Here is a 25341-nt window from a genome sequence, read left to right as displayed (position 1 = left end):
CGTCCGAGCCGCACCCCTCGGCCATCTGCGCAGGACGGTCGGCCGCTGAGCCGGACGGGCCGCAGCCACCCCCGAGTCGTTGACGCGCAGTCATCGGCGGCCGCCCGGCAGGAGTTCGGCGAGCAGCGGGGCCACCTGCTCGGTCTCCAGCAGGAAGCCGTCGTGGCCGTACGGCGAGGAGATCACCCGCAGGGCGTCGGCGTGCGGCAGGTGCGCGGCGAGTTCGGCCTGCTGGGCGGGCGGGTAGAGCCGGTCCGAGTCGACGGCCGCGACCAGCGCGGGCGCGGACACCCGGCGCAGGGCGGCAGCCGTCCCGCCCCGGCCGCGGCCGAGGTCGTGAGCGTTCATCGCCTCGTTGAGGACCACGTAGCTGCCCGCGTCGAAGCGGTGCGCGAGCTTCGACGCGTGGTGGTCGAGGTAGGACTCGACGGCGAACCGTCCGCCGCGCCACGGGTGTTCGCCGGCCTGCGGGGTGCGGCCGAAGCGGGTGGCGAGCTCGGATTCGCTGCGGTAGGTGATCTGGGCGAGCCGGCGGGCCAGGCCGAGGCCGTGGTGCGGCCCGCCGCCGGGCGGCAGGTGGTGGTAGTCGCCGCCGTGCCAACCGGGATCGGTCCGGATCGCGTGCAACTGCGCGGAGGCGTGCGCGATCTGTTCGGCGGAGGCCGCCGCCGTGGTTGCCAGCACCAGCAGCGCACCCACCCGCTGAGGGTGCGTCACCGCCCATTCCAGCGCCCGCATCCCGCCCATCGACCCGCCGACCACCAGCGCCCAGCGCGCCACGCCGAGCGCGTCGGCGAGGAGCGCCTCGGCGGCGACCTGGTCGCGCTGGGTCAGGAACGGGAAGCGCCCGCCCCAGATCCGCCCGTCGGGCGCGGCGGAGGCGGGGCCCGTGGAGCCCTGGCAGCCGCCCAGCACGTTCGGCGCCACCACGAACCATCGGTTGGTGTCCAAAGCGCGCCCGGGGCCGACCAGTTCGTCCCACCAGCCCGCCGTGGGGTGCCCGGTCGCGGCGGGCCCGGCGAGGTGGCTGTCGCCGGTCAGCGCGTGCAGCACCAGGACGGCGTTGGAGCCGTCCGGCGCGAGCGACCCCCAGGTCTCGTACGCCAGTCGGCCGCCGGGCAGGGTGCCGCCCGCCTCCAGGTCGAGCGGCCCGGGCAGCGTGAACCAGCGTCGTCGGCCGGCCGGGTCGCCGTCCCGCCAGGCCCCGGTGGCGGGCGGGACGGCGATGCCCAAGGTGCTGTTCAGGACGCGCCCTTCGCCGAGCGGAAGCCCGCCTCCAGGTCCGCCTTCAGGTCGGCGACGCTCTCCAGTCCGACCGACAGGCGCACCAGGCCGGGCGCGGTGCCGGTGGCCGCCAACTGCTCGGCGTCCAGCTGGCTGTGCGTGGTGGACGCAGGGTGGATCACCAGGCTGCGCACGTCCCCGATGTTGGCGAGGTGGCTGAACAGCTCCAGCCCGTCCACGAACCGCCGCCCGGCCTCGACGCCGTCGCGCAGTTCGAAGGAGAGCACCGCGCCCGCGCCGCGCGGCAGGTAGTGCTGCGCGGCGGTGTGCCAGCGGCTGGACGGCAGTCCCGGGTAGTGGACGGCCGCGACCTCGTCGCGCGCCTGGAGCCAGCGGGCCAGCTCCAGCGCGTTGGCGGTGTGCCGCTCCAGCCGGAGTGACAGAGTCTCGATGCCCTGCAGGAGCAGGAACGCCGAGTGCGGGGCGAGCGCCGGGCCGAGGTCGCGCAGCAGCTGCACCCGGAGCTTGGCCGCGAACGCGCCCGGCCCGAGGGCGTCCCAGAAGCGCAGGCCGTGGTAGCTCGGGTCGGGCTCGTTGAACCCGGGGAAGCGATCGGGGTGGGCGCCGAAGTCGAAGGTGCCGCCGTCCACCACCACGCCCCCGATGGTGGTGCCGTGTCCGCCGAGGAACTTCGTCGCCGAGTGCACGACCACGTCGGCGCCGTGCTCGATCGGCCGCAGCAGGAACGGCGTCGGCACGGTGTTGTCGACGATCAGCGGCACCCCGGCGGCGTGCGCGACATCGGCGACGGCGCGCACGTCCAGCACGTTGCCGCGCGGGTTGCCCAGCGACTCCGCGAACAGTGCCTTGGTGTTGGGACGGATCGCCGCCCGCCAGGCCTCCACGTCGTCGGGGTCCTCGACGAAGCTCACCTCGATGCCGAACCGGGGCAGGGTGTGCCGCAGCAGGTTGTAGGTGCCGCCGTACAGCGAGGCCGAGGAGACCAGGTGGTCGCCCGCCCCGGCCACGGTCAACAGCGCCAGCGTCTCGGCGGCCTGCCCGGAGGCCAGGGCGACCGCGGCCACACCGCCTTCCAGGGAGGCCAGCCGCTGTTCCAGTACGTCGGTGGTCGGGTTGTGGATCCGGGTGTAGATGTTGCCCGGCTCGGCGAGGGCGAACAGGTCGGCGGCGTGTGCGGTGTCCCGGAACGCGAACGAGGTGGTCTGGTAGATCGGCACCGCCCGGGCCCCGGTCGCGGGGTCGGGCTGCGCGCCCGCATGGATCTGCCGGGTCTCGAACGACCAGCCGGAAGTGGCGACGGGGCTCTGCTCGGACATGCTGCTCCTGTACGCGTGCGGGGAGGGCGGGACGGCTGCGCGGGCAGGGCGAAGCCGTCGCGGGAGGCGAATTGACGGACCGTCGGAAATGAGCGGAGGCGGCGGAGGAAGGCCGCCGGGACGGTCACGGCGTCAGGTAAGCACAGCGCGGAAACGGCGCGCCAGCGGATCGGCGGAGCGGACACGCGGGGACATCTGGCGACACATCGCGGAGACCTGCCGGGTCATCATCCGACAGTCTGGTCATATGACTTCTGGCCTTTGACTTCAGGCGGCCGGTGCCGTGATGGGGATGCCCAGCAGGTCGAGGAAGGCGGCAGTGGCCGGTGTCAGGCCCGAGCGGCTCCACACCACCGTCTCGATCCGGGTCGGCGCGTCCGTGACCTCCACGGCGGCGACGCCCGTCAACCGGTCGACGTACGCGGCGGGCAGCATCGCCACGGCCAGACCGGGACCCACCAGCCGAGGCATGTACGCAGCGTCGGTGACCTCGAACGCCACGTCACGGACCAGGCCGGCCGCACTGAACGCCAGATCGGTCTGAGCGCGGCCGGCCGTGCCCGCCGGCAGGTCGACGAACGGCTCGGCGGCCAGCTCGTGCAAGGTCACCCGACTGCGGGCGGCCAGCGGATGGTCCGGCGCCACGACCGCGACCAGGCGGCCGCGGGCCAGTTCACGGGCCGTCACCCCCTGCGGGCGCATGGTCGGGGGCAGGCCGAGGAAGGCCACGTCCAGCGTGCCCTGGCGGACCTGGTCGACCAGGTCGTCGCTGGCGCCGACCCGCAGACCGATCCGCACCTGCGGGTGGCGGTCGCGGAACGCGTGGAGCCCGGTCGGGATGTCCACGGCCGTGACGGTGGGGATCAGACCCACGGCGAGCCGCCCGCGCACCTCGCCGACCGCAGCCGCGACCTCGGCGGCCGCCCGCTCCGCCGCCTCCAGGCACTGTCGGGCGGCCGGCAGGAAGGCCTCGCCGGCGGCGGTCAGTCGCACTCGGCGGCTGGTGCGTTCGAACAGCCGGGCGCCCAGCTCCTGTTCGAGGCGGGAGATCTGATGGCTGAGCGCCGACTGCACCACCAGGCAGCGCTCCGCGGCGCGGGTGAAGTTGAGCGTCTCGGCGACCGCGACGGCGTAGCGCATCTGCTGGAGCTCCATGCGCCCATCCTGTATCGATCGTCGAACGAGATCAATGCGTTGACAAACATGTGTTGGACTCATCGATCGGGTGAACGTGAGACTCTCCGGCATGACAGCGACCGGCACCACCCCGTCCGTCGACCCGCTCACCACCCGTGCGCCGTCCGGCAGTTCGGGCCGTGGCCGCGGGACCCTGCCACGCACCGCGCTGACCGCGATCGCCCCCGCGGTGTGGGGCACCACCTACGTGGTCACCACCGAGCTGCTGCCCCCGGGGCACCCGATGTTCGCCGCCCTGCTGCGTGCCCTGCCCGCCGGCCTGATCGCCCTGGCCGTCACCCGGACGCTGCCGCGCGGAAGTTGGTGGGGGAAGGCCGCCGTCCTCGGCGTGCTGAACATCGGACTGTTCCTGCCGCTGCTGTTCACCGCCGCCGAACGCCTGCCCGGCGGAGTCGCCGGAACCCTCGCGGCCGCCCAGCCGATGATTGTCGCCGTGCTGGCCGTGGCCGTGCTGCGCCAACGCCTCTCCGGCCGAAGGCTGCTGTGGGGCCTGGTCGGCGTACTCGGCATCGGACTGGTGGTGATCGGCCCGAGCGCGGCCCTGGACGTCGTCGGCGTGGCGGCCGGACTCGGCAGCGCCGCCACCATGGCGCTCGGCATCACCCTCACCAAGCGCTGGGGCCGCCCCGAAGGCGTCTCCCCGCTCGCGCTCACCGGATGGCAACTCACCTCCGGCGGCCTGTTCCTGCTGCCGCTGACCTTCCTGTTCGAAGGCGCCCCGCCAGCCGTCGACGGGCGAGCCGCACTCGGCTACCTGTGGCTCGGCCTGATCGGCGGACTGCTCACCTACGCGCTGTGGTTCCAGGGCATCACCAGCCTTCCGGTCACCAACGTCGCGGTGCTCGGACTGCTCTCCCCGCTGGTGGCCGCCCTCCTCGGTGCGATGGTGCTCGACCAGACCCTCGGCCTGGTCCAGCTGGTGGGCTTCGCTCTCGCGCTGGCCTCGATCGTCGCCGGACAGTTGCCCGATCGCCGCCCCGCCCCCGCTCGGAGCTGATCGGCGATCAGGCGCCGGGGCCTCGGCCCCGGCGGTCAGACCCGGCGGATGACGCTGATCGAAATGGCGTCGACCTTCATGACCTTCACCACGTCACCTGCCTTCGGCGCGTGCACCACCTGGCCGTTGCCGATGTACATGCCGACGTGGCTCCGGTCGGACTTGTAGATCACCAGGTCGCCGGGCTGGGCGTTGCGCCAGTCCGTGCCGACGTTGGTGCCGACCGTGGCCTGCTCCTGCGAGGTGCGCGGCAGCGAGACGCCGGCCTGCGCGTACGCCCACACCATCAGACCCGAGCAGTCGAAGGTGTTCGGGCCGCTCGCGCCCCAGATGTAGTCCGAACCCTGCTTGTCGAGCGCGGCCTTCACCGCGACCTTGGCCGCGCCGGTGGCCTGCGGCAGGGTGGTCGGGTCGACCCGGGAGGCGCTGCGCGACGCCGACCCGTCGGTGCCCCGCACGATCGCGGCCCGATCGGCGGCGGACAGCGTGCTCAGCAGGCGCTGCGTCTCCTGGAGCTTGGACTGCACCGTGCCCTTGGCGTCATTGAGCGCCTGGGTCTGGCCGTCCAGCTCGGCCAGGACGGCCGCGGCCTCCTGCTTCTGCTGGTTCAGCCGGCGCTGCTGGTCCTCCAACGCCTTCAGGGTGGCGGTCTGGGTGCTGGCCGCCTGGTCGAAGGACGAGGCCTGGTCGAGGTACCTGTCCGGGTCGGACGAGAGCATCAGGCGCACGGACGGGTCGATGCCGCCCTGGCGGTACTGGTCGGCTGCCACCGCCGCCAGCCCGGAGGACAGCTCGGTCAGCTGCTCCTGGCCACGCGCCAGCTGGTCCTGCAACTGGTCGGCCTGCTTGCGCAGCTGGTCGGCCTTCTCCTTGGCGCCGTTGTACTTCTCGGCGGCCTGCTCCTGCTCCTCCAGCAGCTTGTCGACCTGCGCCTTGACCTCGTCCTTGCTCGGCTGGGCCGGCGCGGCGTGCGCGCTGACCTGCGCCGTCAGCGCCACCGCGGTGGCAGCGGCACCGGTCAGGACGTAGGCGCGGGCGCGGCTCGCTTGTTTCGGGCGTCGATGGGAAGCCATGGGGGCTCCTGCTTTCTGCTCCGGTCGGATGCTTCTGCTTGCGTGATCATCCGACAATGAGTTTGAGGCCAGACCGTAATCAGGTCAGGGCCCCCACGTCCACTTGCGCAGGTCCGTGAACCGGTTCGGTCGGAGCCGACATTGACTACCCTTCAGTAGGAAAGGCCGTGTCGGCGTGGCTCGCTAGCGTGTTCGCATGACCGACGCCCTCCGCGATCTGCGCCAGCTCCGGCCCCACGCCGACCTGTCCGCGGTCGCCGCACTGCTGCCTGCCGGACACCTGGTGAAGCCGGACGACAACGACGAGGACTCCGCCCCGGTGCTCTGGATGAGCGACGGACCGGCGCCCCTCGGGCTGTGGGAGAAACTGCACCGCGAGCATCCCGGCAGCGGACTGTGGCCGCTGCTGCTCGCCCCGCTCTCCACCGCCGACGCCGGCTTCCGCCCCTGGGGCACCGGCGAACTCCAGCCGCGCAGCGCCGGCGAACCCGACCTGTACGATCCCGCCGCACTGCTGCGCACCGGATGGGAGTACTCCACCACGCTCTACGGCGATCCCGACAGCGACGACGAGATCGACCCGGAGGAGAGCGCCGAACTCGCCGAGAGCATCGCCCCGTTCACCGACGGCTGGCCCGGAACGGCGCCCGCCGCCGAACAGCCCGGCGACCCCGATCGGGCCGCCCGCGCGCTGGCCCGCGAACTGCTCGCCAACAACGCCCAGTTGCGGATAGGCCTGGTCCCCGCGGCCACGGGCGCCGAGGCGCTGACCGCCTGCGGCTGGACCGGGCCCGTCAACCACGAGGACGACATCGCCAAGGTCTCCGCCGTCCTGCTCGACTGGGAACGCCGCTACGGCACCCGGCTGGTCCAGGTCGGCTTCGCGGACCTGGAGTTGAGCGTCGGCGCGCCGCCCGAGGAGGACGACCTGGCGCTCCGGATCGCCGCCGAGCACCTCGCGTTCTGCCCCGACAACATCTTCCAGGGCGCCGGCACGATCGCCGACTACGCGCCCGGCCTGGTCAACGCCGAGCAGTGGTCCTTCTGGTGGGACTGACCGGGGGTCGCGGCCGTCCGGTGGGCCGATCGCTCCCCAGATGATGTGACGGAACGTCAACTCCGGTCGAACCAGATCCACCTGTGCGGGCGGAGAATCGCCCACCGACTCACCCCGCCGGGTGGTTTGGGGCCCTGACCAGCAGGTTTGGTCAGGAGCTGCCCCTAGGCTTCGGGACATCAGGAACAGCCGAAGCCGAACGGCCATCAGCGGCCGTTGGGCCACCGGAGCGAAAGGGGGCGGCCACGGAGAACGCGTGGGTGTGGCGGTCAGAGTGCAGTGGTGGGACGGGTGCGCAGCAGGGCGCGTCCGGGGAGGGCAGTTGCGGCCAGGCAGAGCAGGGTGGCCGCGCCGCTCAGCAGGAGGGCGGAGGTGAGCGGGACGTGTGGGGCGGCGGAAGTGAGCGCGCGGGTGATCGGAGTGAGCGTCGTCCAGGCGATCGCGGCACCCGTCACCAGGCCGATCGCGGCGATCAGCAGCGCCTCCCAGCGCAGCATCGAACGGACCTGACGGCGAGTGGAGCCGGCCAGTCGCAGCAGGGCGATCTCGCGGCGGCGGTCCAGCACCGTCATCACCAGGGTGTTGGCGGCGGTCAGCGCCGCGAACCCGGCCAGCACGCCCGCCATCACCTTGTTCGCCCAGCCGTTCAGCTCGCGATCCTGATCGGCCTGTGCCGCGTAGTCCTGACGGCCTGTCACCGACAGGCCCGCCGGGGCGAGCTCGGACAGGGCCTTCGCGACAGCGGTGCCGCCCGTGCCCGGGGTCTGGGCGACCAGCAGGCGGGTCGAGTACGGCGAATCGGTGTGCGCGACGACCGCCGCCTTCGGCAGCAGGGCCTGTCCGAAACCGAGTCCGCGGCGGTAGGTCGCGACCACCGTCGGCTCGACGCGGGTGCCGTCGCCGAGCCAGAGCGCGGCCCGCTGACCGACCTTCACGTGCAGGCTCTCGGCCAGCAGGTCGTCCAGCGCGATCGTGTCGACGGCACGGGCCAGGTCGGCCGGCGAACCGGACGTCACGCCCAGATCCAGCACCTTCGCCAGTGCGGCCGGATCGCCGTCCACCGCCTGGGCGTTGGCGGTGCCGAGCGCGCCGGACGACGAGTACACCAGGCCGGTGGGCAGCAGACCGATCGCGGCCTCCACTCCCGGCAGCCCGGTGGCGCGCCCCACGATGTCGGCGGGCAGTCCGGTGGCGGCTTCGGCGGTGACCACCCGGTCCGCCTTCAGTCCCTCGCGGACCTGCACGGAGGCGGCGTGATCGAGGCTGGACTGCAGGAACAGCAGCGTCCCGCAGAAGGCCGTCACCATCACGATCGGGACGGCCGCCGAGGCCAGCCGACGCGAGGAGGAGCGGGCGTTGTCGGCGGCCAGCGAGGCCGCGGCCCCGGCGGCGCGCAGCAGCACACCCACCAGACCGACCGCACCGCGCACCAGCCACGGGCCGAGCAGTCCGACCGCGACCAGGAAGCACAGCACCACGCCCAGGGCCAGGTTCGCGGCCGTGGCGCCCGCCACGTTGGCCGCGGCCACCGCCAGTGCGACCGCGCCGGCGGTGAACAGCGCACCGATCACCGCCCGCACCGCGCCCGGCGTACCGGGCCCGGTCTCGGCCTCGCCGAGTGCCTGGGTCGGCCGCAACCGGGAGCTGTGCCGGGCCGCGATCAGACCGGCCGCCAATGCCGTTGCCGTGCAGGCGGCGACCGAGACGAGCAGCGGCAGCGGGCCGATGTCGAGCGACACCCCGGCGGGCACCGCACCGCGGGTGACCAGTTCGCCGAACCACCAGCGGGCCAGTGCCAGCCCGGGCAGCACGCCGATCGCGGCGGCGACCGGGGCGATCAGCACCGCCTCCGCGGCGATCGAGCGGCGGATCTGACGGGGCGTCGCCCCGATGGTCCGCAGCAGCGCGAACTCGCGGGCCCGCTGGCCGGTGGCCAGTGCGATGGTGCCGGCCAGCACGAACACGGCGACCATGGCGGCCGTGCCGCCGAAGGACCCGCCGATCCCGGTCAGGACGTCCTTTGCTTCGAGCAGCGCCGGCTGCTCCACCGTGCCGCGCTGCTGACCGGTCGTCACCTGCACCTGTTCGGCCTGCACCTGTTGGGGCTGGGCCTGTTCGGGCTGGGCCTTTTCGTCCAGCGCGCGGCGGAGGGCGTCGGCCAACGCAGCCGGAGAGGTGCCCGGCGCGGGGCGGACGGCCAGCGCGTCGATCCGGCCCGGGTGGCCGGAGATGCGGTCGGCGGTGCCGTCCGAGAACCAGGCGGTGGCGCGGCCGGGCTGCGCCTCGGCGAGGCCGGAGATCCGATAGGAGGCGGTGCCGACGGGAGTGTCGACGGTGAGGTTCGAGCCGGGGGCGAGGTGGGCGGCGCGGGCGCTGGCGGTGTCCAGTACCAGCTCGCCGTCGGCCGGGGCGCGCCCCTCGGTGAGCCGCTCGCCCGGGGCGATGCCCAGTGCGGCCCAGCCACGTCCGGTCAGCCCGGTGAGCCCGGGCAGGCCGGATCGCCCGACGGACACCGGGAACGCCGAGTCCGGCCGGTCCTGTTCGACGCCAGGTACCGAGGCGACGACGGCCGTCAACGAGGCGTCCAGCCGGGCCCGTTCGGGGAGGGTCTGAGTGATGGTGTCGGGCCGCTTGCCGTGAACGACCGTCATCTTCACCTGCTGGTCGGCGGCGACCACGATCGGCGCATCCGCGTACCGGTCGGGCCCGACGGTCGCGGTGAGCCCGGTCTGCAACAGCACGCCGCACGCCGTCACGACGGCCGAGGCGAACAGCAGCGCCAGGAAGGTGCCCGCGAACGATGCGGGCCGGAAGCGTACGGCGGCGCGGGCCAGTCCGTTGGTCATGCGGTCGACTCCGGGAAACAGGAACGGGCGGGAAGGACGGCAGCGGCCGGCCGGAAAGGTGCGGCGGCGCGGGTCGGATCGACGGTCATGCGGTCAACTCCGCGGGTGCGAGGACGAGGCGGCGTCCTGGGCAGGAGCGCCGCCGGGCCGGGCGGCGAGGGTGAGCATGCGATCGGAGACGGTGCGCGGTTCGGGGTGGTGGAGTTCGCCCGCCAGGAGGCCGCCGGCGAGGAAGACCGCGCGGTCGGCGAAGGACGCGGCCACCGGATCGTGGGTGACCATCACCACCGTCGCGCCCAGGCCGTCCACCGCATTGCGCAACAGGCCGAGGACTTCGTGCGCGCTGCGGGTGTCGAGCGCACCGGTGGGCTCGTCGGCGAAGACCACGTCGGGCCGGGTGATCAGCGCCCGGGCCAGCGCGACCCGCTGCTGCTGACCGCCGGAGAGCTGGCCGGGGCGACGCGAGGCGTGTTCGCCCAGGCCGACCCGGGCGAGCAGCTCGTGCGCGCGGGCCTTGTCCGGCCGACCGCCGGCCAGGCGCTGCGGAAGCAGCACGTTCTGCAGGACCGTCAGCGAAGGCAGCAGGTTGAACGCCTGGAAGACGAAGCCGATCCGGCTGCGCCGCAGCTTGGTCAGCGAATCCTCCCCGAGCGAGCTGATCGGCTGCCCGGCCAGCAGCACCTGGCCCGCGTCGGGCCGGTCGAGTCCGGCGGCGCACTGCAGGAACGTGCTCTTGCCGGAGCCGGACGGTCCCATCACGGCCGTGAAGCTGCCCGCGGCGAGCGCCAGGTCGATCCCACCGAGGGCGTGCACCGCACCCGCGCCGCGACCGTAGGTCCGCCGCACCCCGCGCAGCTCGACCGCGGGCACTCCGGTGCTGGGTACTCCGGCGGTGGGCACCCCAGTGGTGGGCCGCCGCCCGTCCATGGGCAGCTGTGCTCCGGACAGGCGGTGCGCGGGCGCAGGCGCGGGCACCCTGGACGACGAGGGTGGCCCGGAGGTGGGTGGCCCGGAGGTGGGTGCGGTGGAGTTCGGCCAGGGCGACCCGGGTGCGGCGACAGCGTCGGAGGCGGCGGACTGGGCGGGCCGGCCGGGCTGGGAGCGGCGCAGGCGGGGCGACATGGTGGAGCCTTCCTCGGAGGTGACGCCCCGGTGGTCCTCTCTCCCGGGGCATCGCCAACGCTAGGAAAACCGCAGGTCACTCGCCATGAAGGGGGCTGGAGGGTTCAAGGTGGGGATATCCCCACCTTCATCCGGCAGCCAACCCCCGGACGGCTCACGGAGCCTGAGGCAGGATCAGGATCCGGGAAGCGTGTCGCAGGATCAGACCGGTTTGCTCGCGTGCGCCGGGATCTGGTTGGTGACCGCCAGCACCTCGCCCTGGGGCTGCACGCCGGTGGCGCGCCGGAGTTCAGCCACCTTTGGGTCGGACACCGACACCGTGAGGGTGTACGGCGCCGGGCCGGTGACGGTGTTGCGGCCGTCGGTGCGCAGCATCAGTCCGGACGCGAGGGCCTGCGGGTCCACGCCGGGGCAGAGTGCCGCCACCGGCAGTACGGCGTGCGCGCTCGCACCGTGGGCGGAGATCAGCCAGCCCTGGCCGTCGGGGGTGTGCGGTGCGCCCTCGACGGTCGCGGGCAGTCCGTACGCGGCGGCCACCAGGCCGTCCGGTCCCTCGATCTCCACCGCCACACCGTCCGTGCCGAGCGGTGCGGACAGCGCCAGCGGCGTCGCGGAGCCGGAGCTGAGTCGAAGGTCGAGGACGAACTCGCCGGGCCGGTCGGCGCCGAGACGCTGATAGCCGTAGGCGGACAGCAGCAGGGCCGGTCCTGACGATCCGTCGACGGTGAGCTCGGCGGGCGCGGTCGGGAAGCGGTGGTAGCCGCGCGCTCCGCACCGGCTGCCGGTGAACACGCCGCCGCCGGGCAGCGCTCGGTCCGTGGACGGAGCGGGGCTGCCGGGGCCGCGGCCCGCGCGGGCCAGTTGCGGGGTGTGGGCGCGTTGCGGTTCGAACAGCACCCCGCCGACCACCAGCAGGACGATCAGCAGCCCGAGCGCCACCGTCCACTGCTCGCCCCGGCTGAGCGAGCCGAACCGGCGCAGCCGTCCGAAGCGGCCGGTGGGGTAGGGGCGTTGGTCCCGGTCGGGGCGCGGGGATCGGCTGCGGAACGGGAGGTGGAACCGGCGACGGGCCCGTCCGCCGCGGGCCGAGGCGGCCGTGCCCGGCGACCAGCGGCGGCCGCCCGGGTCGACCGGTGGCTCGTGGCGCCAGCGCTCGGCCAGCATTCGGGCCCGCGCGGACGGCTCGCTCACGGTGGCGGAGCGGACGAACTCCTCGTCCAGGACCAGACCTTCAAACGGGTCCGGCGGCTCGATGGCATCGGGCGGGCGATGGTCGGACATTGCGCCAGTATGCCTGCCGCCGAGGACATTGCGGGGCTATGTTTTCGATCACGGACGCCGCCGTCCCCGGGAGGGCCCCGGGCTGCCGCACGTCCAGGAGGACGCCCGCCATGCCGCAGATCCTGATCGACCACTCGCCCGGCATCGACTTCGACGCGACGGCGTTCGCCAAGGAGGTCCACCAGCTGATCCCCGAGGTGATCGACACCGCCACGGCCGACTGCAAGACGCTGGTGCGACCGGCCGCCACTCACCTGGTCGGTGACGGTTCGTCGGGCGAGGCTGTCGTTCTCGTCGAGATCAAGATCCTGGCCGGGCGGAGCGTCGAGGCCCGCAGTGAGCTGTCCGTGCGAGTCACCGATCTGCTGCGCTCGCACATTCGGGTGCCGGCCGCGTTCTGCGTCCAGGTGAGCGAGCTGGAGCGGGAGACCTACGTGTTCGTCCACCACGCCGGGCACTGAGCCGGTCAGGGGGAAGAGTGCCTGCCCGGGGCAGGGACGGAGTGATTCGTCTCGGCCCCGGGGGAGGCCGGTCGAGCGGGAGGGGGGTGAGCCGCTGTCAGAGGCCAGGGGTGGATTCGTCGAGGTGCAGGGGGTCGGTCCCGGCCGGTCGGGGTGGCTGTTCGGCGGCGCGGGCGAGCCGGAGGAACAGGGGCGGCAAGGCCAGTTCGCTGACGGTGAGGGCCACTTGGAACCAGTGCGGCCAGCCGTGAACGGCGAGTGAGAGGATCCGCCCGACGGCGCCCAGGAGCAGGATGCCGGCCAGCAGGCGTACGGAACTCGCGCGGATCGGAGTCTGTCGGGCCGCGTGGAGCCAGGCGAGGCCGTAGCCGGCGAAGACCGCGCCGAAGAACCGGCCGAGGCTGTCCACGGTCGCGTCGGCCGAACTCTCGCCGGGGATCGCGGCGTTGCCGAGCAGGACGTGGAACAGTCCGATCGCCGTGCAGACGTACCCCATGGCCAGCATGAGCCCCCGCAGTGCCTTGACCTTGGTCATGACAGTGCCACCCCCGGTCAGTAGCGCCGATCGGCGCTAGTAGACATGTGTCAACCAGTGGTGCCAGGCTACGCGCCGTTATTAGACGCGTGTCAAGTAGCATGACCGGATGCCTCCGCGTCAACGACTCAGTCCGGCCGACCGCCGTGCCCAACTTCTCGCCGTCGCCGCGCAGTTCTTCGCCGCGCACGCGTACGACGAGGTGCTCATGGAGCATGTCGCCGAGCGCGCCGGTGTCTCCCGTGCGCTGCTCTACCGGCACTTCCCGAGCAAGCGCGACCTGTTCGCGGCGCTGTACCGGCAGGTCGCCGAGCAGCTCCTCGCCAAGACCCGGTTCGACCCTGCCGACTCGCTGGTCGAGCAGCTCACCGAGGGGCTGGACGCGCACATCGAGTACTTCGCGGAGAACCGCAACACCGTGCTGGCGGCGAACCGGGTGCTGGCCGGCGACCGGCTGGTTCAGACGATCATGGCCGACGAGCTCGACGCCCTGCGCGAGCGGCTGCTCGGCGTGCTCCCGCCCACCGACGGTCGGACCCGGGAGGCAGTGTCGGGAGTCCTGAAGAGTTGGCTGGTGTTCGTCCAAGTCCTGTGCGTCGACTGGCTGATCGAACCGAACTGCACCCGGGTCGAACTGCGTGACGTGTGCATCGGCGCGGTGCTGGGCGCGATCAGGCCGCTGCTCGACCAGGACCCCGCTCCGGACTGGCCGCGCTGAGCAGGCGCGGAGAGGTCACGGCGGGCCGGCCGTACCCAGCTCGGCCGAGCGGCGGACGAGGCCACGCAGTCGGGACGGCGATGCGGGGACGTTGCGGGCGCCGGCGGCCGGTGCGGGGAGGCCGTGCAGCGGGGTGTCCCACTCGACCAGTCGGGCCGGCACCCAGGTGACGGGCTTGGTGTCGTTGCGGGCGTTGGCCCAGGCGGCGAGGCGTTCGGCGGGGTGGCGGTCGGGGAGCAGGCCGCGGTCGTCGGTGCGCACCCCGAGCTCGCGAACGGCGTCGGAGTAGAGGTCGTTGCAGAGCCAGGTGTGCACCCATCCCATGTCGTAGCCGATCACCTCCCAGCCGAGTTCGGTCCCGCCTTCGGTCGGCTGCAGGGCGGGTTCTGAGCGGTTCTCGTCGAGGCAGGAGAGCAGGGCCGGTTCGTGCATGCCGGAGGTGCGGATGTCGGCGACGAAGCCGGCGGTGTGGTCGGCGGGGATCAGCAGGGCGTACAGGCGGGCCGCGGCCGGTATCGGGAGCAGCGCGCAGGCCGCGCGGGCCTCCTCGGCGGTGGCGAACCAGCTGTCGTCCTCGGGGAGTTGGTCGATCAGGCAGGCGGAGGCGGTGGTCAGTCGCTCGGTCGGGGGCAGGTTCCCGCCCGTCACCCGCTCGGGGACGGCCACGAACCAGCCGGCGAGGAGGGTGTCGGACGGGATCGGTCGGGACTGGTGATTCGGCGTCATGGAGGTTCCCGGGTAGGGGATTCGGTGGCGGTGGTGTGTCGCTCGGCGAGCCGGAGGAGGTGGCCGGGCAGGTGCTTGTCCAGCCCATGGTCGAGGTGGACGAGGTGGGCGTGAAGTTCGCGGGGGCGTCCCGGTGGCGCGACGCGTACCCGCTCCGGGCGTCCGACCGGCGGTGGCGACCGGGCCGGCCCGTGCGCGGATCCGGCCGCGGTCCTGCCGCCGCTCGCGTACCGCCGGGACGGTCCCGTGCTCGTCGCCGTCCACGGCGAGACCGCCGCGACCGGAGATGCGGCCGCTCGGCAGGTCGTGGGTGTGCGCCAGGTGGGGCCGGCCGGCGCTGGAGGAACTTCCGCTTGTCCAGCGGCTCGTGGTCGTCGTCGTGGGCGAGGTGGAGGGGCGGGTCCTGGCGGACCGGTCGTCTGCCCTCGGTATCGGCGCCGCAGAACGGGCCGGTTGCGCCGGTTGCAGTCCTCCCGGCACCCGCCGAAGCCGTCCGAGAGAGGGTGCTCGGCGATCAGCCGGCGGAGCGGTGGCTGGCGAGTCCCAGTAGTACACCGGTGAGGCTCCGTTCATCGATCGGTCACGTCGGTCGGTCGCAGTGGAAAACCTTCAACCGTATCGAAGAGCCGCACCGCACAGCAAGCGAGTTGGTGCTACGCGTACTTCAGGAGGAGTTCGAGCATCCGCGGGTCCTGGTGGGTGAAGCCCAGGCCCGGTCGGCCGCGGTCGAGTTGGGCGATGGCGGTCATCTCGTCGGCGGTGAGTCGGAAGTCGAAGACGGCGAGGTTCTGGCGCAGCCGTGCGGGGTCGGTGCTCTTGGCGACCAGGGGGATGCCGCGCTGGAGCAGCCAGCGCAGCACGATCTGCGGGATCGACCGGCCGTGGGTGGCGGCGATGTGCTGGAGGACGGGGTGGGAGTACAGGTCGGGGTTGCCCTGGGCGAGTGGGCCCCAGGCCTGGAGGACGGTGCCGTGCCGGTCCTGCACGGCCTTGGCCTCGTCCTGCTGGTGGAACGGGTGGACCTCGCGCTGGTTGACGGCGGGCACGACGCGGTGATGGGTGATCAGGTCGAGGTAGCGGTCGGAGTGGAGGTTGGAGACGCCGATGGCCCGGACGCGGCCCTCGTCGAGGAGTTCCTCCATGGCCCGCCAGGCCCCGTAGTAGTCGTTGAACGGCTGGTGCATCAGATACAGGTCGAGGTGGTCGAGGCCCAGGTTGTCGAGGGAGACCTCGAACGCCCGCCTGGTCTTCTCGTAGCCGTGGTCCTTGAACCACAGCTTGGTGGTCACGAACACCTCTTCGCGCGGAATGCCGTGGGACCGCAGGGCCGCGCCGACGGCCTTCTCGTTGTAGTAGCGGGACGCCGTGTCGATCAGCCGGTAGCCGGCGTCGAGCGCGGCGGGGACGGTCCGGGCGACCTCCTCGTCGGTCATCCGGAAGACGCCCAGGCCGATGCCGGGCAGCTGCACGCCGTTGTTCAGGGTGATGAATTCCATCGTCTCTCCTCGGTTCGGTGGTGCGGTTCAGCCAACTCCGGGCAGCCGTGCGGTGGGAGGCCGCGTCGTGAGGGGTACTGGCAGGGACCCCCACCGCGGCCGGTCGCTGCCTAGGCTGGCGGGCATGGACAACCGGGAAGAAGCCGCCGCGTTCCTGCGCTCCCGCCGCGACCGGATCACCCCCGAGCAGGCGGGGCTGCCGGTGTACGGCCTGCGGCGGGTGGCGGGGCTGCGCCGCGGCGAGGTCGCGATGCTCGCCGGGGTCAGCGTCGAGTACTACACCCGGCTGGAGCGCGGCAACCTGAAGGGCGTCTCCGGCAGTGTCCTGGACGCCGTCGCGCTGGCGCTGCGCCTGGACGACACCGAACGCATGCACCTGTACGACCTGGCCCGCGCCGCCGGCGGCTCGGCAACTCAACGACGGGCGGCGCGAGGTGATGCTGCGTCGGTGGTGCGGCCGAGCGTGCGGCGGATCATCGAGGGCATGCCGGACCTGCCGGCCTTCGTGACCAACGACCGCCTCGACACGCTGGCCGCCAACCCGCTCGGCCGGGCGCTGTTCGCCCCGATGTTCGCCGATCCCACCCGTTCGCCGAACACCGCCCGCTTCGCCTTCCTCGACCCCGCCTCCCGCCGGTTCTACGTCGACCGGGAACGCGTCACGCGCGACGCGGTCGGAGTGCTGCGGGTCGCCGCGGGCAAGAACCCGCACGACCCGGAGCTGATCCGGCTGATCGGTGAACTGTCCACCCGCAGCGAGGAGTTCCGCAGCCTGTGGGGCGCCCGTGACGTGCACGTCTTCCGGCAGGGCGTCAAACGCTTCCGGCACCCGGTGGTCGGTGAGCTGGAGCTCGACCACGAGAGCATGCTGCTCCCGGGCGAGGACGGGCTGAGCGTGGTCGTCTACAGCGCCGCGCCGGGCAGCGCCGCCACCGACGCGCTCACCCTGCTGGCCAGTTGGTCCGCGACGGCCGGCCGGGAGCAGCGGCTCGGCGCGCCGTCGGGGTGAGCGGCGTCACATCGGGGTGCTGTCAGCAATCGGTGCGCCGCCCCGTTCAGAGGGCACGCGAACCAGAAGGAGCACCCTCATGAGGCACCGCATCGTCGTCCTCGGCGCCGGCTACGCCGGAGCCTTCGCCGCCGGAAACCTGGCCCGCCGGCTGTCCGCCGACGACATCGAGATCACCGTGGTCAACGCCGCTCCCGAGTTCGTCGAGCGGATGCGGATGCACCAGCTCGCCAGCGGCCACCGGGTCGAACTCCGCCCGCTCACCGAGATGTTCGCGGACACCGGCGTGCGGGTGCGGGTGGCCCGCGTCACCGGCCTGGACCCCGAGCGCCGGACCGTCGCCGTCACCGGCGAGGACGGCGACGACGAACTCGCGTACGACACCCTGCTGTACGCGCTCGGCAGCACCGTGGACCGGCACGGCGTCCCCGGCGTGGCCGAGCACGGGTACGACGTCGCCGGCCTGCCCTCGGCGGCGCGGCTGCGCGAACGGCTGGCCGAGCTGGGCGCGGGCGGCACCGTGCTGGTGGTGGGGGAGGGCCTGACCGGCGTCGAGACCGCCGCCGAGATCGCCGAGGCCCGTCCCGACCTGAAGGTGGCACTCGCCGCCCGCGGCGAACTCGGCGCCTGGCTCTCCCCGAAGGCCCGCCGGTACCTGCGCCGGTCCTACGCGCGGCTCGGCATCACCGTCCACGAGCACACCGCCGTCGAGGCCGTCGAGCCCGGCCGGGCGATCGCCGCCGGCGGCAGCGCGCTGCCCGCCGACGTCACCGTCTGGACGGCCGGCTTCGCGGTGAACCCGCTGGCTGCGGCGAGCGGCCTGGAGGTCGCGGCGGACGGCCGGATCACGGTCGACCGCACCATGCGCTCCGTCTCGCACCCCGACATCTACGTCGCCGGGGACAGCGCCCACGCGATCGGCGTGAACGGCCGCCCGCTGCCGATGTCCTGCGCGTCGGCCGGCCTCACCGCCCTCCAGGCCACCGCCGCGATCGTCGCGCGGCTGACGGGCCGTGAGGTCCCGGTCTCCGGGCTGAAGTACTACGGCAACCACATCAGCCTCGGGCAGCGGGACGCGCTCGTGCAGATGGTGGACGGCGAGGTCCGCTCCAAGTCCTGGTACCTGGGCGGCCGGACCGCGGTGCAGTTCAAGGCGGGCGTCCTGAAGGGCTCCGTGTGGACCATCGCCCACCCGACCTACGGCCTGCCCAAGCGCAGGCGCCACCCGACGGCCGTCCCCGCGCAGAGCCCCATGCCGGCCCCCGCGCCGAACTCCGTGCGGAGCGCCGCCTAAGTTGTTGTGCATGGACAGCGTCGCCGTCGACCGCTTCGAGGCCAGCCGGGGCCGGCTGGCCTCGCTGGCGTACCGTCTGCTGGGCTCGGCCGCCGATGCCGAGGACGCCGTGCAGGACGCGTTCCTGCGCTGGCAGGCCGCCGACCGCGACCGCATCGAGGTGCCCGAGGCGTGGTTGACCCGGGTGGTCACCAACCTCTGCCTGGACCAGCTCCGTTCGGCCCGCGCCCGGCACGAGCGGGCCGTCGGCGACCTGCTGCCCGAACCGCTGCTGCAGGGCGATCCGATGCTCGGCCCCGCCGACACCTTCGAGCAGCGCGAGTCGGTGTCGCTGGCGGTGCTGACGGTGATGCAGCGCCTCGGGCCGGTCGAACGGGCCGCGTACGTGCTGCGCGAGGCGTTCTCCTACCGGCACGCCGAGATCGCCGGGATGCTCGACATCAGCGAGGCCGCGAGCCAGCAGCACGTCCACCGGGCCCGCCGCCGGGTCGCCGCCGAACACCGCGGCGGCGGCGCGGAGACCGACCCGGCGGCCGCGCGCCGGGTCGTCGAGGAGTTCCTGAGCGCCGCCACCTCCGGGCGGGTCGACCAGCTGGTGGCGATGCTCACCGACGACGCCGCCATGGTCTCGGACGGCGCCGGGCTGGCGAAGCGGCTGCTGCGGTTCACCGGTCGGGAGCAGATCGCCACGGCCGCGCGGGCCGGCTTCCGGCCCACCCCCGCCAAGATCCGGCTGGCCGGCGGTGCGCCCGCGCTGCACATCGCGCAGGTCAACGGCGCGCCGGCGGTGGTCGCGGTGGTCAACGGCCGGGTGCGGGGCGTCGTGGTGCTGGAACTGCGCGACGGCAAGGTCGCCCGCCTGTGCGGAATCGCCTCGGCGGACCGGCTGGCCCGGATCGACGCGGCCTGGCAGCGGCTCGACGTCGTGCCGCCGGTGGCCGCCGCCTGGTGACCGGAGGCCGGGCTTGACCTTGACCCGAGGTCAGGCCCGACGCTGAAGGCATGACGGAGAACGCGAACACGACGTCCCACAAGGCTGCCTGGTCCGGACCGGTTCCGGTGGAGGACACGGCGCTGGCCGTCACCGACACCGGCGGCCCCGGGCAGCCCGTGGTCTACCTCAACGGCTCCTACGCCACGCAGCGGAACTGGCGGCACGTCATCGCCGAACTCGGCGACGGCTACCGGCACATCACCTTCGACGAACGCGCCCGCGGCCGCTCGGAGCAGTCCGCCGACTACTCGTTCGCGGCCTGCCTGCGCGACGTCGACGCCGTACTGGAGGCCACCGGGGTGCGGCGGCCGCTGCTGGTCGGCTGGTCCTACGGCGCGGCACTGGCCTTGCACTGGAGCACCCGCAACCCGGACCGGACGGTCGGTGCGGTGATGGTCGACGGCGGCTACCCCTGGGACTACCTGGCCACCGTCGAAGGCGGCCGGGAGGCCGGTCGCGAGCAGATCCGCGCCATGTTCCGGAAGCTCGGGTGGATCATGCCGTTGGTCCGGCCGTTGGGCCTGGCCGCGCGGATGTCCGCCGAACAGCACGCCGAGATCAACATCGAACTGAACGAGATCGTCGCCGACAGCGACCCGGTGTTCGACCTGGTGACCTTCCCCATGCGGTTCCTGGTGGCCACTGGCGCCAGCCTCGGCGGCACCGAGGAAGGGCTGACGGCGATGCGCGCCACCCTCGACCCGATCCTCGCCCGAAATCCGCACGTGCAGGTCAGCGCCACCGTGCCGAGCAAGCACACCACCGTCGTTCGCAAGGACTTCCGGGCGATCGCCACCGCCGTCCGCGAGGTCTGCGAGGTCTGCGAGGTCCGCGGGGGCGGCGGGGTTTGTCAGGACGCCGCGCAGTGAGGTTCGCTGACGGAATGACAGACGGGATCACCATCGGCCGGGCCGCCGCGTTCGCCGGCATCACGGTGAAGACCATCCGGGTCTACCACCGCAGCGGCCTGGTCGAGGAACCCCGCCGCGACAGCTCCGGCTACCGGCGCTACGGCACCGCCGAACTGCTGCGCCTGGTCCAGGTCCGCACCCTGGCCGGGGCGGGCGTCCCACTGGCCGAGATCGGCCCGATCCTGGACGCCGAGGGAGCGGACTTCACGACCGCGCTCGACCGGGTCGAGGAGAACCTCACCCGGCGGATCGAGGAACTGACCGCCCGCCGCGCCACGTTGCGCCGCCTGGCCACCGGCGACCGGGTGCTGCTGTCCGACCGGGCGTGCGCCGTCCTCGACCGGTTGCCCGGACTGGGCTTCTCCGCCGAGGACGTGACCACCGCCCGGGAGGGCCTGATCCTGGTCCGCGCCCTGATGCCGGAAGGCTTCGACGACTACCTCGCGCAGATCGAGCACGGCCTCGACGACCCCCGGCACGTCGCCCTGATCAAACTCACCTGGAGCGCCGGCAACTGGCCCGCCGACGACCCCCGGATCGAGGAACTCGCCGAGGAGATGGCCCGGCACTTCCTCGCCGACCCCTCCCTGCTGCCCACCTTGACGGGCCTTCGGGAGACGGACGACGCCGCCACCCGGCGCGACCTGCTCACCCACCACGGGGAGGACGACCGCCCCGGCTGGGCCGGGCTGACCGCGCTGATCCAGCAGAAACTGCGCGCGGCCGGCGCCGAACTGCCCTGACGGCCGCCCGCCGACCGAGCCGACCCGCCATGGGGGCCGTGACCTGCGGGTCGGGGCGGTGGGGCGCTCCGCTGTTCGCGGGTCGTCCCGGATCGGGAACAATCGGCGCCGTGCCCGACTCACCGAACCCCGCCGAACTCTCCGCCGCCCAACTGGCGGAGCACGCCTGGCAACGCCTGCGCGCGGAGGCAGCCGCACTGGAACTGCCCTGGGCCGCGGCCTACCGACAGCTGATCGAAGCCGCGCACGCCGAGCCGGCGCTGCGCGCCCTGTATCCCTTCACCAGCCATTGGGCGCTGCGCTTCTCCACCACCACCGGGCCCGCGATGTCCGTCGTCGGACCGGTCCTGTCGGTGGACGGCGACGGCGTGTTCGAAGTGGGCACCGGCATCGTCGTCCCCAACCTCGGCCGGTTCGCCACCGCGCGCGAGGCCGTGGCGTGCGCCGTCCGTGAACTCCCGCCCGACCTCGGTCCGGTGACACCGGGCACTCCGTTGCGGCCGTGGGCCGACGGATAGCCTCCCCTGGTCTCCCCGGCATGTTCGAGTACCACGGCTGGATCAGCGTCCGCGAGCGCGCCGACGCGGAGGACGAGGAGGCCTTCGCGGCGGAACAGGCCCGGCTGCGGCGGCTGGTGGAGGCCATCGAGGAACGGGCCCGGGAGGTCGGCGGGCACGGTTTGCTCGACGTCAGGTGGATCAACGGGGAACCGTTCCTGCACCTCGGCGGATTCCGCAACCACGCGGACCCGGAGGTCCTGGCGTTCTACCGCGAGGTCGGCGTTCGCGCGCCCGGCTCCTACGGCCTGCTGTACGTCCACGACGAGGAGGACCGGGCGCACGCCGACGAGTTCGTGGTGCACCGGATGGTACGGGGGCAGGTGAGCGTCCATGCGGATGCCCACCTGTCGCCGTGCATCCCGGTGCTGGAGGACTCCTGGCCCGGCTGACGGGCCCTCAGGGGCGGCGGGCCAGGAGGACGAACTCGCGGCCCGGGCGGTCGGGTGCGTCGCGGACCTCGCGGAGGTCGAAGCCGGCGGCTCGAAGGTCGGCGGCCAGCTCGTCGTGCTCGCGGAAGCGCAGCGTGGAGTCGGAGGTGAGGTGCGCTCCGTCCGAGGCGAAGACGTAGTGCGAACGGAAGGTCACCAGCGGGCCGGTGACGTCCAGCAGGCTCAGCCAGGCCTCCACCCGGCCGACCTCCGGCAGGTCGGCGATCTGGTGGGTGGCGTCGCGGGTCCAGCTCTCCCAGGCGCGGCGGGACGGGTCGCGGGTCTCGAACACCAGGTGGCCGCCCGGGCGCAGCGCCGCGTGGACGCCCCGCAGGGTGGCGAGCCAGTGCGCGGGGTCGGTGATCGCCTGGGCGACGTTGGCCGTCATGGTGACCAGGTCGACCTGCAGCGGGGGCAGCTCGGTCGCGTCGCCGCAGATCCAGCGGACGCCGTCGCCGCCCGGCTTGGCCCGGGCCACCGCGACGGACGCCGCCGCCGGGTCCACCCCCGTCACCTCGATGCCGCGCTCCGCGAGCAGCAGGGCGAACACGCCGGTGCCGCAGCCCAGATCGAGGACGCTGCGCGCGTCGAGCTCGGCGGCCAGGCGGAGGTAGGGGAGCAGGTCGGAGCGGTCCGGGTCCAACGCGTCGTAGAGCGCGGCCAGTCGGGGATCGGTGAAGCACTCGTCGGCCATGGGGCGAGGGTACGTTCGTCGGCCGGTCGGGCACCTCGGGTTTTCGCCGGGAGTCCGGAAAACCCGTTGCTGCCGGGACGGGCGTTGCATACGGTGTGCGGGTGAACACCGGAACGGCCATGAGCCACGCACGGATCGGTGACCCGGTGGGCGGCTGACGCCGCCCCGGGCGCCCTCGGGGTGCCCGCCGGTTCGGGGACCGCCCGGTCCTGGGAGCAGATCTTCTCCCAGGCCGACCAGGCCGTCTTCAACATCCCCGACCCGGAAGAGGTTCACCCGAAGCCATGCCCGCTGCTTTCAACCACACCATCATCCCCGCCACCGATCGTGTCGTCTCCGCGCGCTTCTACCGCGAGCTGCTGGAGGCCGAACAGGCCCCGTCCTGGGGGCCGTTCACCAACCTGACGCTGGCCGACGGCGTGCTGCTCCAGTTCGCCGAGCCGCCGGTGGAGATCCAGAGCCACCACTACGCCTTCCTGGTCGACGACGAGCACTTCGACCGTGCCTACGCGCTGCTGTGCGAGCGCGGGATCCCGCACTGGGCCGACCCGCAGATGAAGCGCCCCGGCGAGACCAACACCGAGCACGGCGGGCGCGGCGTCTACCTGCTCGACCCGGCCGGCCACGGCCTGGAACTGATCACCCGGCCCTACCTGTAGAAACGGTGCAGGCGGTCGGCGGCGCGGATGCGAGGATGAGCCGATGGACCATCAGGATCTGCGCGCAGCCCTCGCGGAGCTGCAACTCACCGTCGCCCCGGAGCTGGACGCCGACTGGAGCGTTCCGGCCGGCGGGCTGGAGTGGTCGTGCCAGGAGACCCTGGCGCACATCGGCCACGACCTGCTCGCCTACGCCGGCCAGTTGGCGGCCCGCCCCGCCGACCGCTACCTGCCCTTCGACCTGACGGTCCGTCCGGGCGCCGACCCCGCCACCACGCTGCAGATCGCGCTCGCCTGCGGCGAACTCCTCGCTCTTGCGCTGGCCGCCGCCGACCCCGCCGTGCGGGCCTGGCACTGGGGCCCGGCGGACCCCAGTGGCTTCGCCGCGATGGGCGTCGCCGAGATCCTGCTGCACACCCACGACATCGCCACCGGCCTCGGCCTCGACCGGACCCCGCCGCCCGCCCTGTACACCGCCGTGCTGGCCCGGCTGTTCCCCGACGCGCCGGCCGGCGACCCGGTCCGGGTGCTGCTGTGGTGCACCGGGCGCGGCGAACTGCCGGGCCTGGCCCGGCGCGAGTCCTGGGGTTGGAAGGCGGCGCTGTCCGACTGATCCGGCAGGGCGGGACGGCGGGTGAGGGCGGGATCGTCAGGAGGGCGTCGGGACCATGCGGTGGAGACCCTTGCGGTCGTAGTAGGAGGTCATCGCGAAGCCGAACACCAGCGCCACCACGAACCCCACCGCGATCATCACCCAGGCGCGGGTCAGCCCCGCGTCCGCCTGCGCGTCGAAGTACAGGATCGCCCGCACCCCGCCCGCGACCTGCCGCATCGGCTCGAACGCGCCGAGGAAGCGGTAGAAGGACGGGGTGGCCTGGAGCGGGATCGTCGCGCCGGAGGACGGCAGGGCGAGTGCGATGAAGACGAACATCGCCACCAGCTGGCCGAGCGAGCCGAACGCCGCGTTGATCGCCTGCACGCCCAGGCCCACCGTGAGGCAGGCGGCGAACGAGAACACCCAGAGCAGCGGCAGGTGCGGGGCGTCCATGCCGAGGATGCCGATCGTCGCCAGCATGATCATCGTGGTGGTGACGACGGACAGCCCCGCCGTCATCCCCATCTTCACCAGCAGGGTCTGCGTCCGGTTGATCGGCACCGTCGGCCGGCGCGAGTGCCACGGCCCGATCTCGCTGTCCGCGTAGCCGAGCGCCGTGTCCACCCCGTTGTGCACCAGGTTGGCGCTCAGGAACCCGGCCAGCACCAGCAGCAGCGTGTAGTAGAAGGCGCTCAGGCCGAGCCCCGTGTGCCGGGCGATCGGATGCCCCTGCTGCACCTGCACGTCCACCGGGTCGGCCAGCAGCAGCCGCGCCGTCGCCGGGGCGTTCGGCGCCGCGGCCGTCAGCTGCCTGCCGATCTCCGTCGAGGACCGGTGCGCCGCCTGCTGGGTGATCTGGCTCGCCAGCGAGGACGCCAGCGAGCCGGTGCCCGGATTGGTCAGCGCGAACAGCACCGGGCGGGCCGAGGCCTGGTCGCTCGTCAGCGCGGCCACCGTGCGGGAGAAGTCCTCCGGGACCACCAGCGCCCCGTACACCCGGCCCGCGGCCAGCTGCTCCTGGGCCTGCGCGCGGTTCACCCGCTGCCACTGGACCTGGCCCGGCGGCGTCCCCGCCGCCACCGCGTCCGTCACCTGCGCGCCCAGCGGCGCGGACTGCCCCGGCAGCGGCGGGCCGGCGTCCGCGTCCACCAGCGCGATCGGCATCCGGTGCAGGTGCTCCGACGGGGTCAGGATGCCGCCCATGTACAGCAGCGAGAGCACCAGCGCCACCAGCGCGCTCAGCACCCCCGGGATCAGCCACAGCTTCCACCGGCGCAGCACCTGCCCCGCGCGGGCCTGCGGGGGAACTCCGGTTGCCATGCCACTCCGCCCAGTCGCCCGACGGCCTCCCGGCGCTCGGACCGGGGCCTCCGACGAGGCTAGG

At 73.2% G+C, this 25341-nt stretch carries 25 protein-coding genes; 13 read left to right on the top strand and 12 right to left on the bottom strand.

The window, feature by feature from the left end; genetic code table 11:
- Positions 1-90: 90 nt before the first annotated feature.
- From CG736_RS01075 to CG736_RS01065, 3 genes are all read right to left on the bottom strand, one after another.
- A complete protein-coding gene (locus tag CG736_RS01075) occupies positions 91-1233 on the bottom strand; it encodes a homoserine O-acetyltransferase (RefSeq protein WP_100584237.1) in 1143 nt (380 codons plus the stop codon).
- Positions 1234-1241: 8 nt separating this feature from the next.
- Positions 1242-2561, bottom strand: a complete 1320-nt coding sequence (locus CG736_RS01070) for a bifunctional o-acetylhomoserine/o-acetylserine sulfhydrylase (protein WP_100584236.1) — start codon at positions 2559-2561, stop codon at positions 1242-1244.
- Between the two features lie 267 nt (positions 2562-2828).
- Positions 2829-3716, bottom strand: coding sequence for a LysR family transcriptional regulator (locus CG736_RS01065; RefSeq protein WP_100584235.1), 888 nt, complete (start codon positions 3714-3716; stop codon positions 2829-2831).
- A gap of 91 nt (positions 3717-3807) precedes the next feature.
- Between CG736_RS01065 and CG736_RS01060 the strand changes: the two genes are divergently transcribed.
- Positions 3808-4755: an EamA family transporter gene (locus CG736_RS01060; RefSeq protein WP_100584234.1), complete on the top strand. Its 948-nt coding sequence runs from the start codon at positions 3808-3810 to the stop codon at positions 4753-4755.
- 35 nt (positions 4756-4790) lie between these two features.
- On the opposite strand, the gene CG736_RS01055 is transcribed toward CG736_RS01060, so the two are convergent.
- Positions 4791-5828 carry a C40 family peptidase gene (locus CG736_RS01055; RefSeq protein ID WP_100584233.1) on the bottom strand — a complete coding sequence of 346 codons (1038 nt, stop codon included), beginning with the start codon at positions 5826-5828 and terminating at the stop codon, positions 4791-4793.
- A gap of 196 nt (positions 5829-6024) precedes the next feature.
- Here CG736_RS01055 and CG736_RS01050 point away from each other — a divergent pair, with 196 nt between their 5' ends.
- Positions 6025-6885 carry a DUF4253 domain-containing protein gene (locus CG736_RS01050; RefSeq protein ID WP_100584232.1) on the top strand — a complete coding sequence of 287 codons (861 nt, stop codon included), beginning with the start codon at positions 6025-6027 and terminating at the stop codon, positions 6883-6885.
- A 269-nt stretch (positions 6886-7154) separates the two neighbouring features.
- Here CG736_RS01050 and CG736_RS01045 read toward each other — a convergent pair whose 3' ends face one another.
- The 3 genes from CG736_RS01045 to CG736_RS01030 all read right to left on the bottom strand — a co-directional run bounded on the left by CG736_RS01045 (position 7155) and on the right by CG736_RS01030 (position 12134).
- On the bottom strand, positions 7155-9731 hold the full coding sequence (locus CG736_RS01045; protein WP_100584231.1) for an ABC transporter permease: 2577 nt from the start codon (positions 9729-9731) through the stop codon (positions 7155-7157).
- 93 nt (positions 9732-9824) lie between these two features.
- A complete protein-coding gene (locus tag CG736_RS01040) occupies positions 9825-10658 on the bottom strand; it encodes an ABC transporter ATP-binding protein (protein WP_100584230.1) in 834 nt (277 codons plus the stop codon).
- Positions 10659-11054: 396 nt separating this feature from the next.
- Positions 11055-12134: a hypothetical protein gene (locus tag CG736_RS01030; protein WP_100584228.1), complete on the bottom strand. Its 1080-nt coding sequence runs from the start codon at positions 12132-12134 to the stop codon at positions 11055-11057.
- Positions 12135-12244: 110 nt separating this feature from the next.
- On the opposite strand from CG736_RS01030, the gene CG736_RS01025 reads away from it, so the two are divergent.
- Positions 12245-12595: a 5-carboxymethyl-2-hydroxymuconate Delta-isomerase gene (locus tag CG736_RS01025; RefSeq protein ID WP_100584227.1), complete on the top strand. Its 351-nt coding sequence runs from the start codon at positions 12245-12247 to the stop codon at positions 12593-12595.
- 97 nt (positions 12596-12692) lie between these two features.
- On the opposite strand, the gene CG736_RS01020 is transcribed toward CG736_RS01025, so the two are convergent.
- A complete protein-coding gene (locus CG736_RS01020; RefSeq protein WP_100584226.1) occupies positions 12693-13130 on the bottom strand; it encodes a DUF4345 domain-containing protein in 438 nt (145 codons plus the stop codon).
- Between the two features lie 109 nt (positions 13131-13239).
- Between CG736_RS01020 and CG736_RS01015 the strand changes: the two genes are divergently transcribed.
- Positions 13240-13848, top strand: coding sequence for a TetR/AcrR family transcriptional regulator (locus CG736_RS01015; RefSeq protein WP_100584225.1), 609 nt, complete (start codon positions 13240-13242; stop codon positions 13846-13848).
- A 15-nt stretch (positions 13849-13863) separates the two neighbouring features.
- Here CG736_RS01015 and CG736_RS01010 read toward each other — a convergent pair whose 3' ends face one another.
- Together CG736_RS01010 and CG736_RS01005 are read right to left on the bottom strand one after the other, a co-directional pair.
- Positions 13864-14574, bottom strand: coding sequence for a hypothetical protein (locus CG736_RS01010; protein ID WP_100584224.1), 711 nt, complete (start codon positions 14572-14574; stop codon positions 13864-13866).
- A 653-nt stretch (positions 14575-15227) separates the two neighbouring features.
- On the bottom strand, positions 15228-16070 hold the full coding sequence (locus CG736_RS01005; protein ID WP_100584223.1) for an aldo/keto reductase: 843 nt from the start codon (positions 16068-16070) through the stop codon (positions 15228-15230).
- Positions 16071-16194: 124 nt separating this feature from the next.
- On the opposite strand from CG736_RS01005, the gene CG736_RS01000 reads away from it, so the two are divergent.
- The 7 genes from CG736_RS01000 (at position 16195) to CG736_RS00970 (ending at position 21970) form a co-directional block, all read left to right on the top strand.
- Positions 16195-17079, top strand: coding sequence for a helix-turn-helix domain-containing protein (locus tag CG736_RS01000; protein ID WP_100584222.1), 885 nt, complete (start codon positions 16195-16197; stop codon positions 17077-17079).
- Between the two features lie 79 nt (positions 17080-17158).
- The gene (locus CG736_RS00995) at positions 17159-18373 is read left to right on the top strand and encodes an NAD(P)/FAD-dependent oxidoreductase (RefSeq protein WP_100584221.1); all 1215 of its coding nucleotides are present in this window, start codon (positions 17159-17161) and stop codon (positions 18371-18373) included.
- Between the two features lie 10 nt (positions 18374-18383).
- The gene (locus CG736_RS00990) at positions 18384-19325 is read left to right on the top strand and encodes a sigma-70 family RNA polymerase sigma factor (protein ID WP_100584220.1); all 942 of its coding nucleotides are present in this window, start codon (positions 18384-18386) and stop codon (positions 19323-19325) included.
- Positions 19326-19375: 50 nt separating this feature from the next.
- The gene (locus tag CG736_RS00985) at positions 19376-20236 is read left to right on the top strand and encodes an alpha/beta fold hydrolase (RefSeq protein ID WP_100584219.1); all 861 of its coding nucleotides are present in this window, start codon (positions 19376-19378) and stop codon (positions 20234-20236) included.
- Positions 20237-20250: 14 nt separating this feature from the next.
- Positions 20251-21021, top strand: a complete 771-nt coding sequence (locus CG736_RS00980) for a MerR family transcriptional regulator (protein ID WP_100584218.1) — start codon at positions 20251-20253, stop codon at positions 21019-21021.
- Positions 21022-21131: 110 nt separating this feature from the next.
- A complete protein-coding gene (locus CG736_RS00975) occupies positions 21132-21539 on the top strand; it encodes a DUF6193 family natural product biosynthesis protein (RefSeq protein ID WP_198520311.1) in 408 nt (135 codons plus the stop codon).
- Positions 21540-21559: 20 nt separating this feature from the next.
- A complete protein-coding gene (locus tag CG736_RS00970) occupies positions 21560-21970 on the top strand; it encodes an Imm7 family immunity protein (protein WP_100584217.1) in 411 nt (136 codons plus the stop codon).
- A 7-nt stretch (positions 21971-21977) separates the two neighbouring features.
- On the opposite strand, the gene CG736_RS00965 is transcribed toward CG736_RS00970, so the two are convergent.
- Entirely contained in the window at positions 21978-22703 is a 726-nt protein-coding gene (locus CG736_RS00965; RefSeq protein WP_100584216.1) for a bifunctional 2-polyprenyl-6-hydroxyphenol methylase/3-demethylubiquinol 3-O-methyltransferase UbiG, read from the bottom strand.
- Between the two features lie 284 nt (positions 22704-22987).
- Between CG736_RS00965 and CG736_RS00960 the strand changes: the two genes are divergently transcribed.
- Together CG736_RS00960 and CG736_RS00955 are read left to right on the top strand one after the other, a co-directional pair.
- The gene (locus CG736_RS00960; protein ID WP_100584215.1) at positions 22988-23362 is read left to right on the top strand and encodes a VOC family protein; all 375 of its coding nucleotides are present in this window, start codon (positions 22988-22990) and stop codon (positions 23360-23362) included.
- Between the two features lie 43 nt (positions 23363-23405).
- Positions 23406-23975 (top strand): maleylpyruvate isomerase N-terminal domain-containing protein, encoded by a 570-nt coding sequence (locus CG736_RS00955; RefSeq protein WP_100584214.1) that lies wholly within the window; start codon positions 23406-23408, stop codon positions 23973-23975.
- Positions 23976-24011: 36 nt separating this feature from the next.
- On the opposite strand, the gene CG736_RS00950 is transcribed toward CG736_RS00955, so the two are convergent.
- Entirely contained in the window at positions 24012-25277 is a 1266-nt protein-coding gene (locus CG736_RS00950; RefSeq protein ID WP_100584213.1) for a YhgE/Pip domain-containing protein, read from the bottom strand.
- Positions 25278-25341 lie beyond the last annotated feature (64 nt).

This window comes from Kitasatospora sp. CB02891 (assembly GCF_002803145.1).
Lineage (GTDB): Bacteria > Actinomycetota > Actinomycetes > Streptomycetales > Streptomycetaceae > Kitasatospora > Kitasatospora griseola.
Note: the sequence above shows the minus strand (reverse complement) of the source record. Positions and strands in the feature narration are given on the sequence as shown.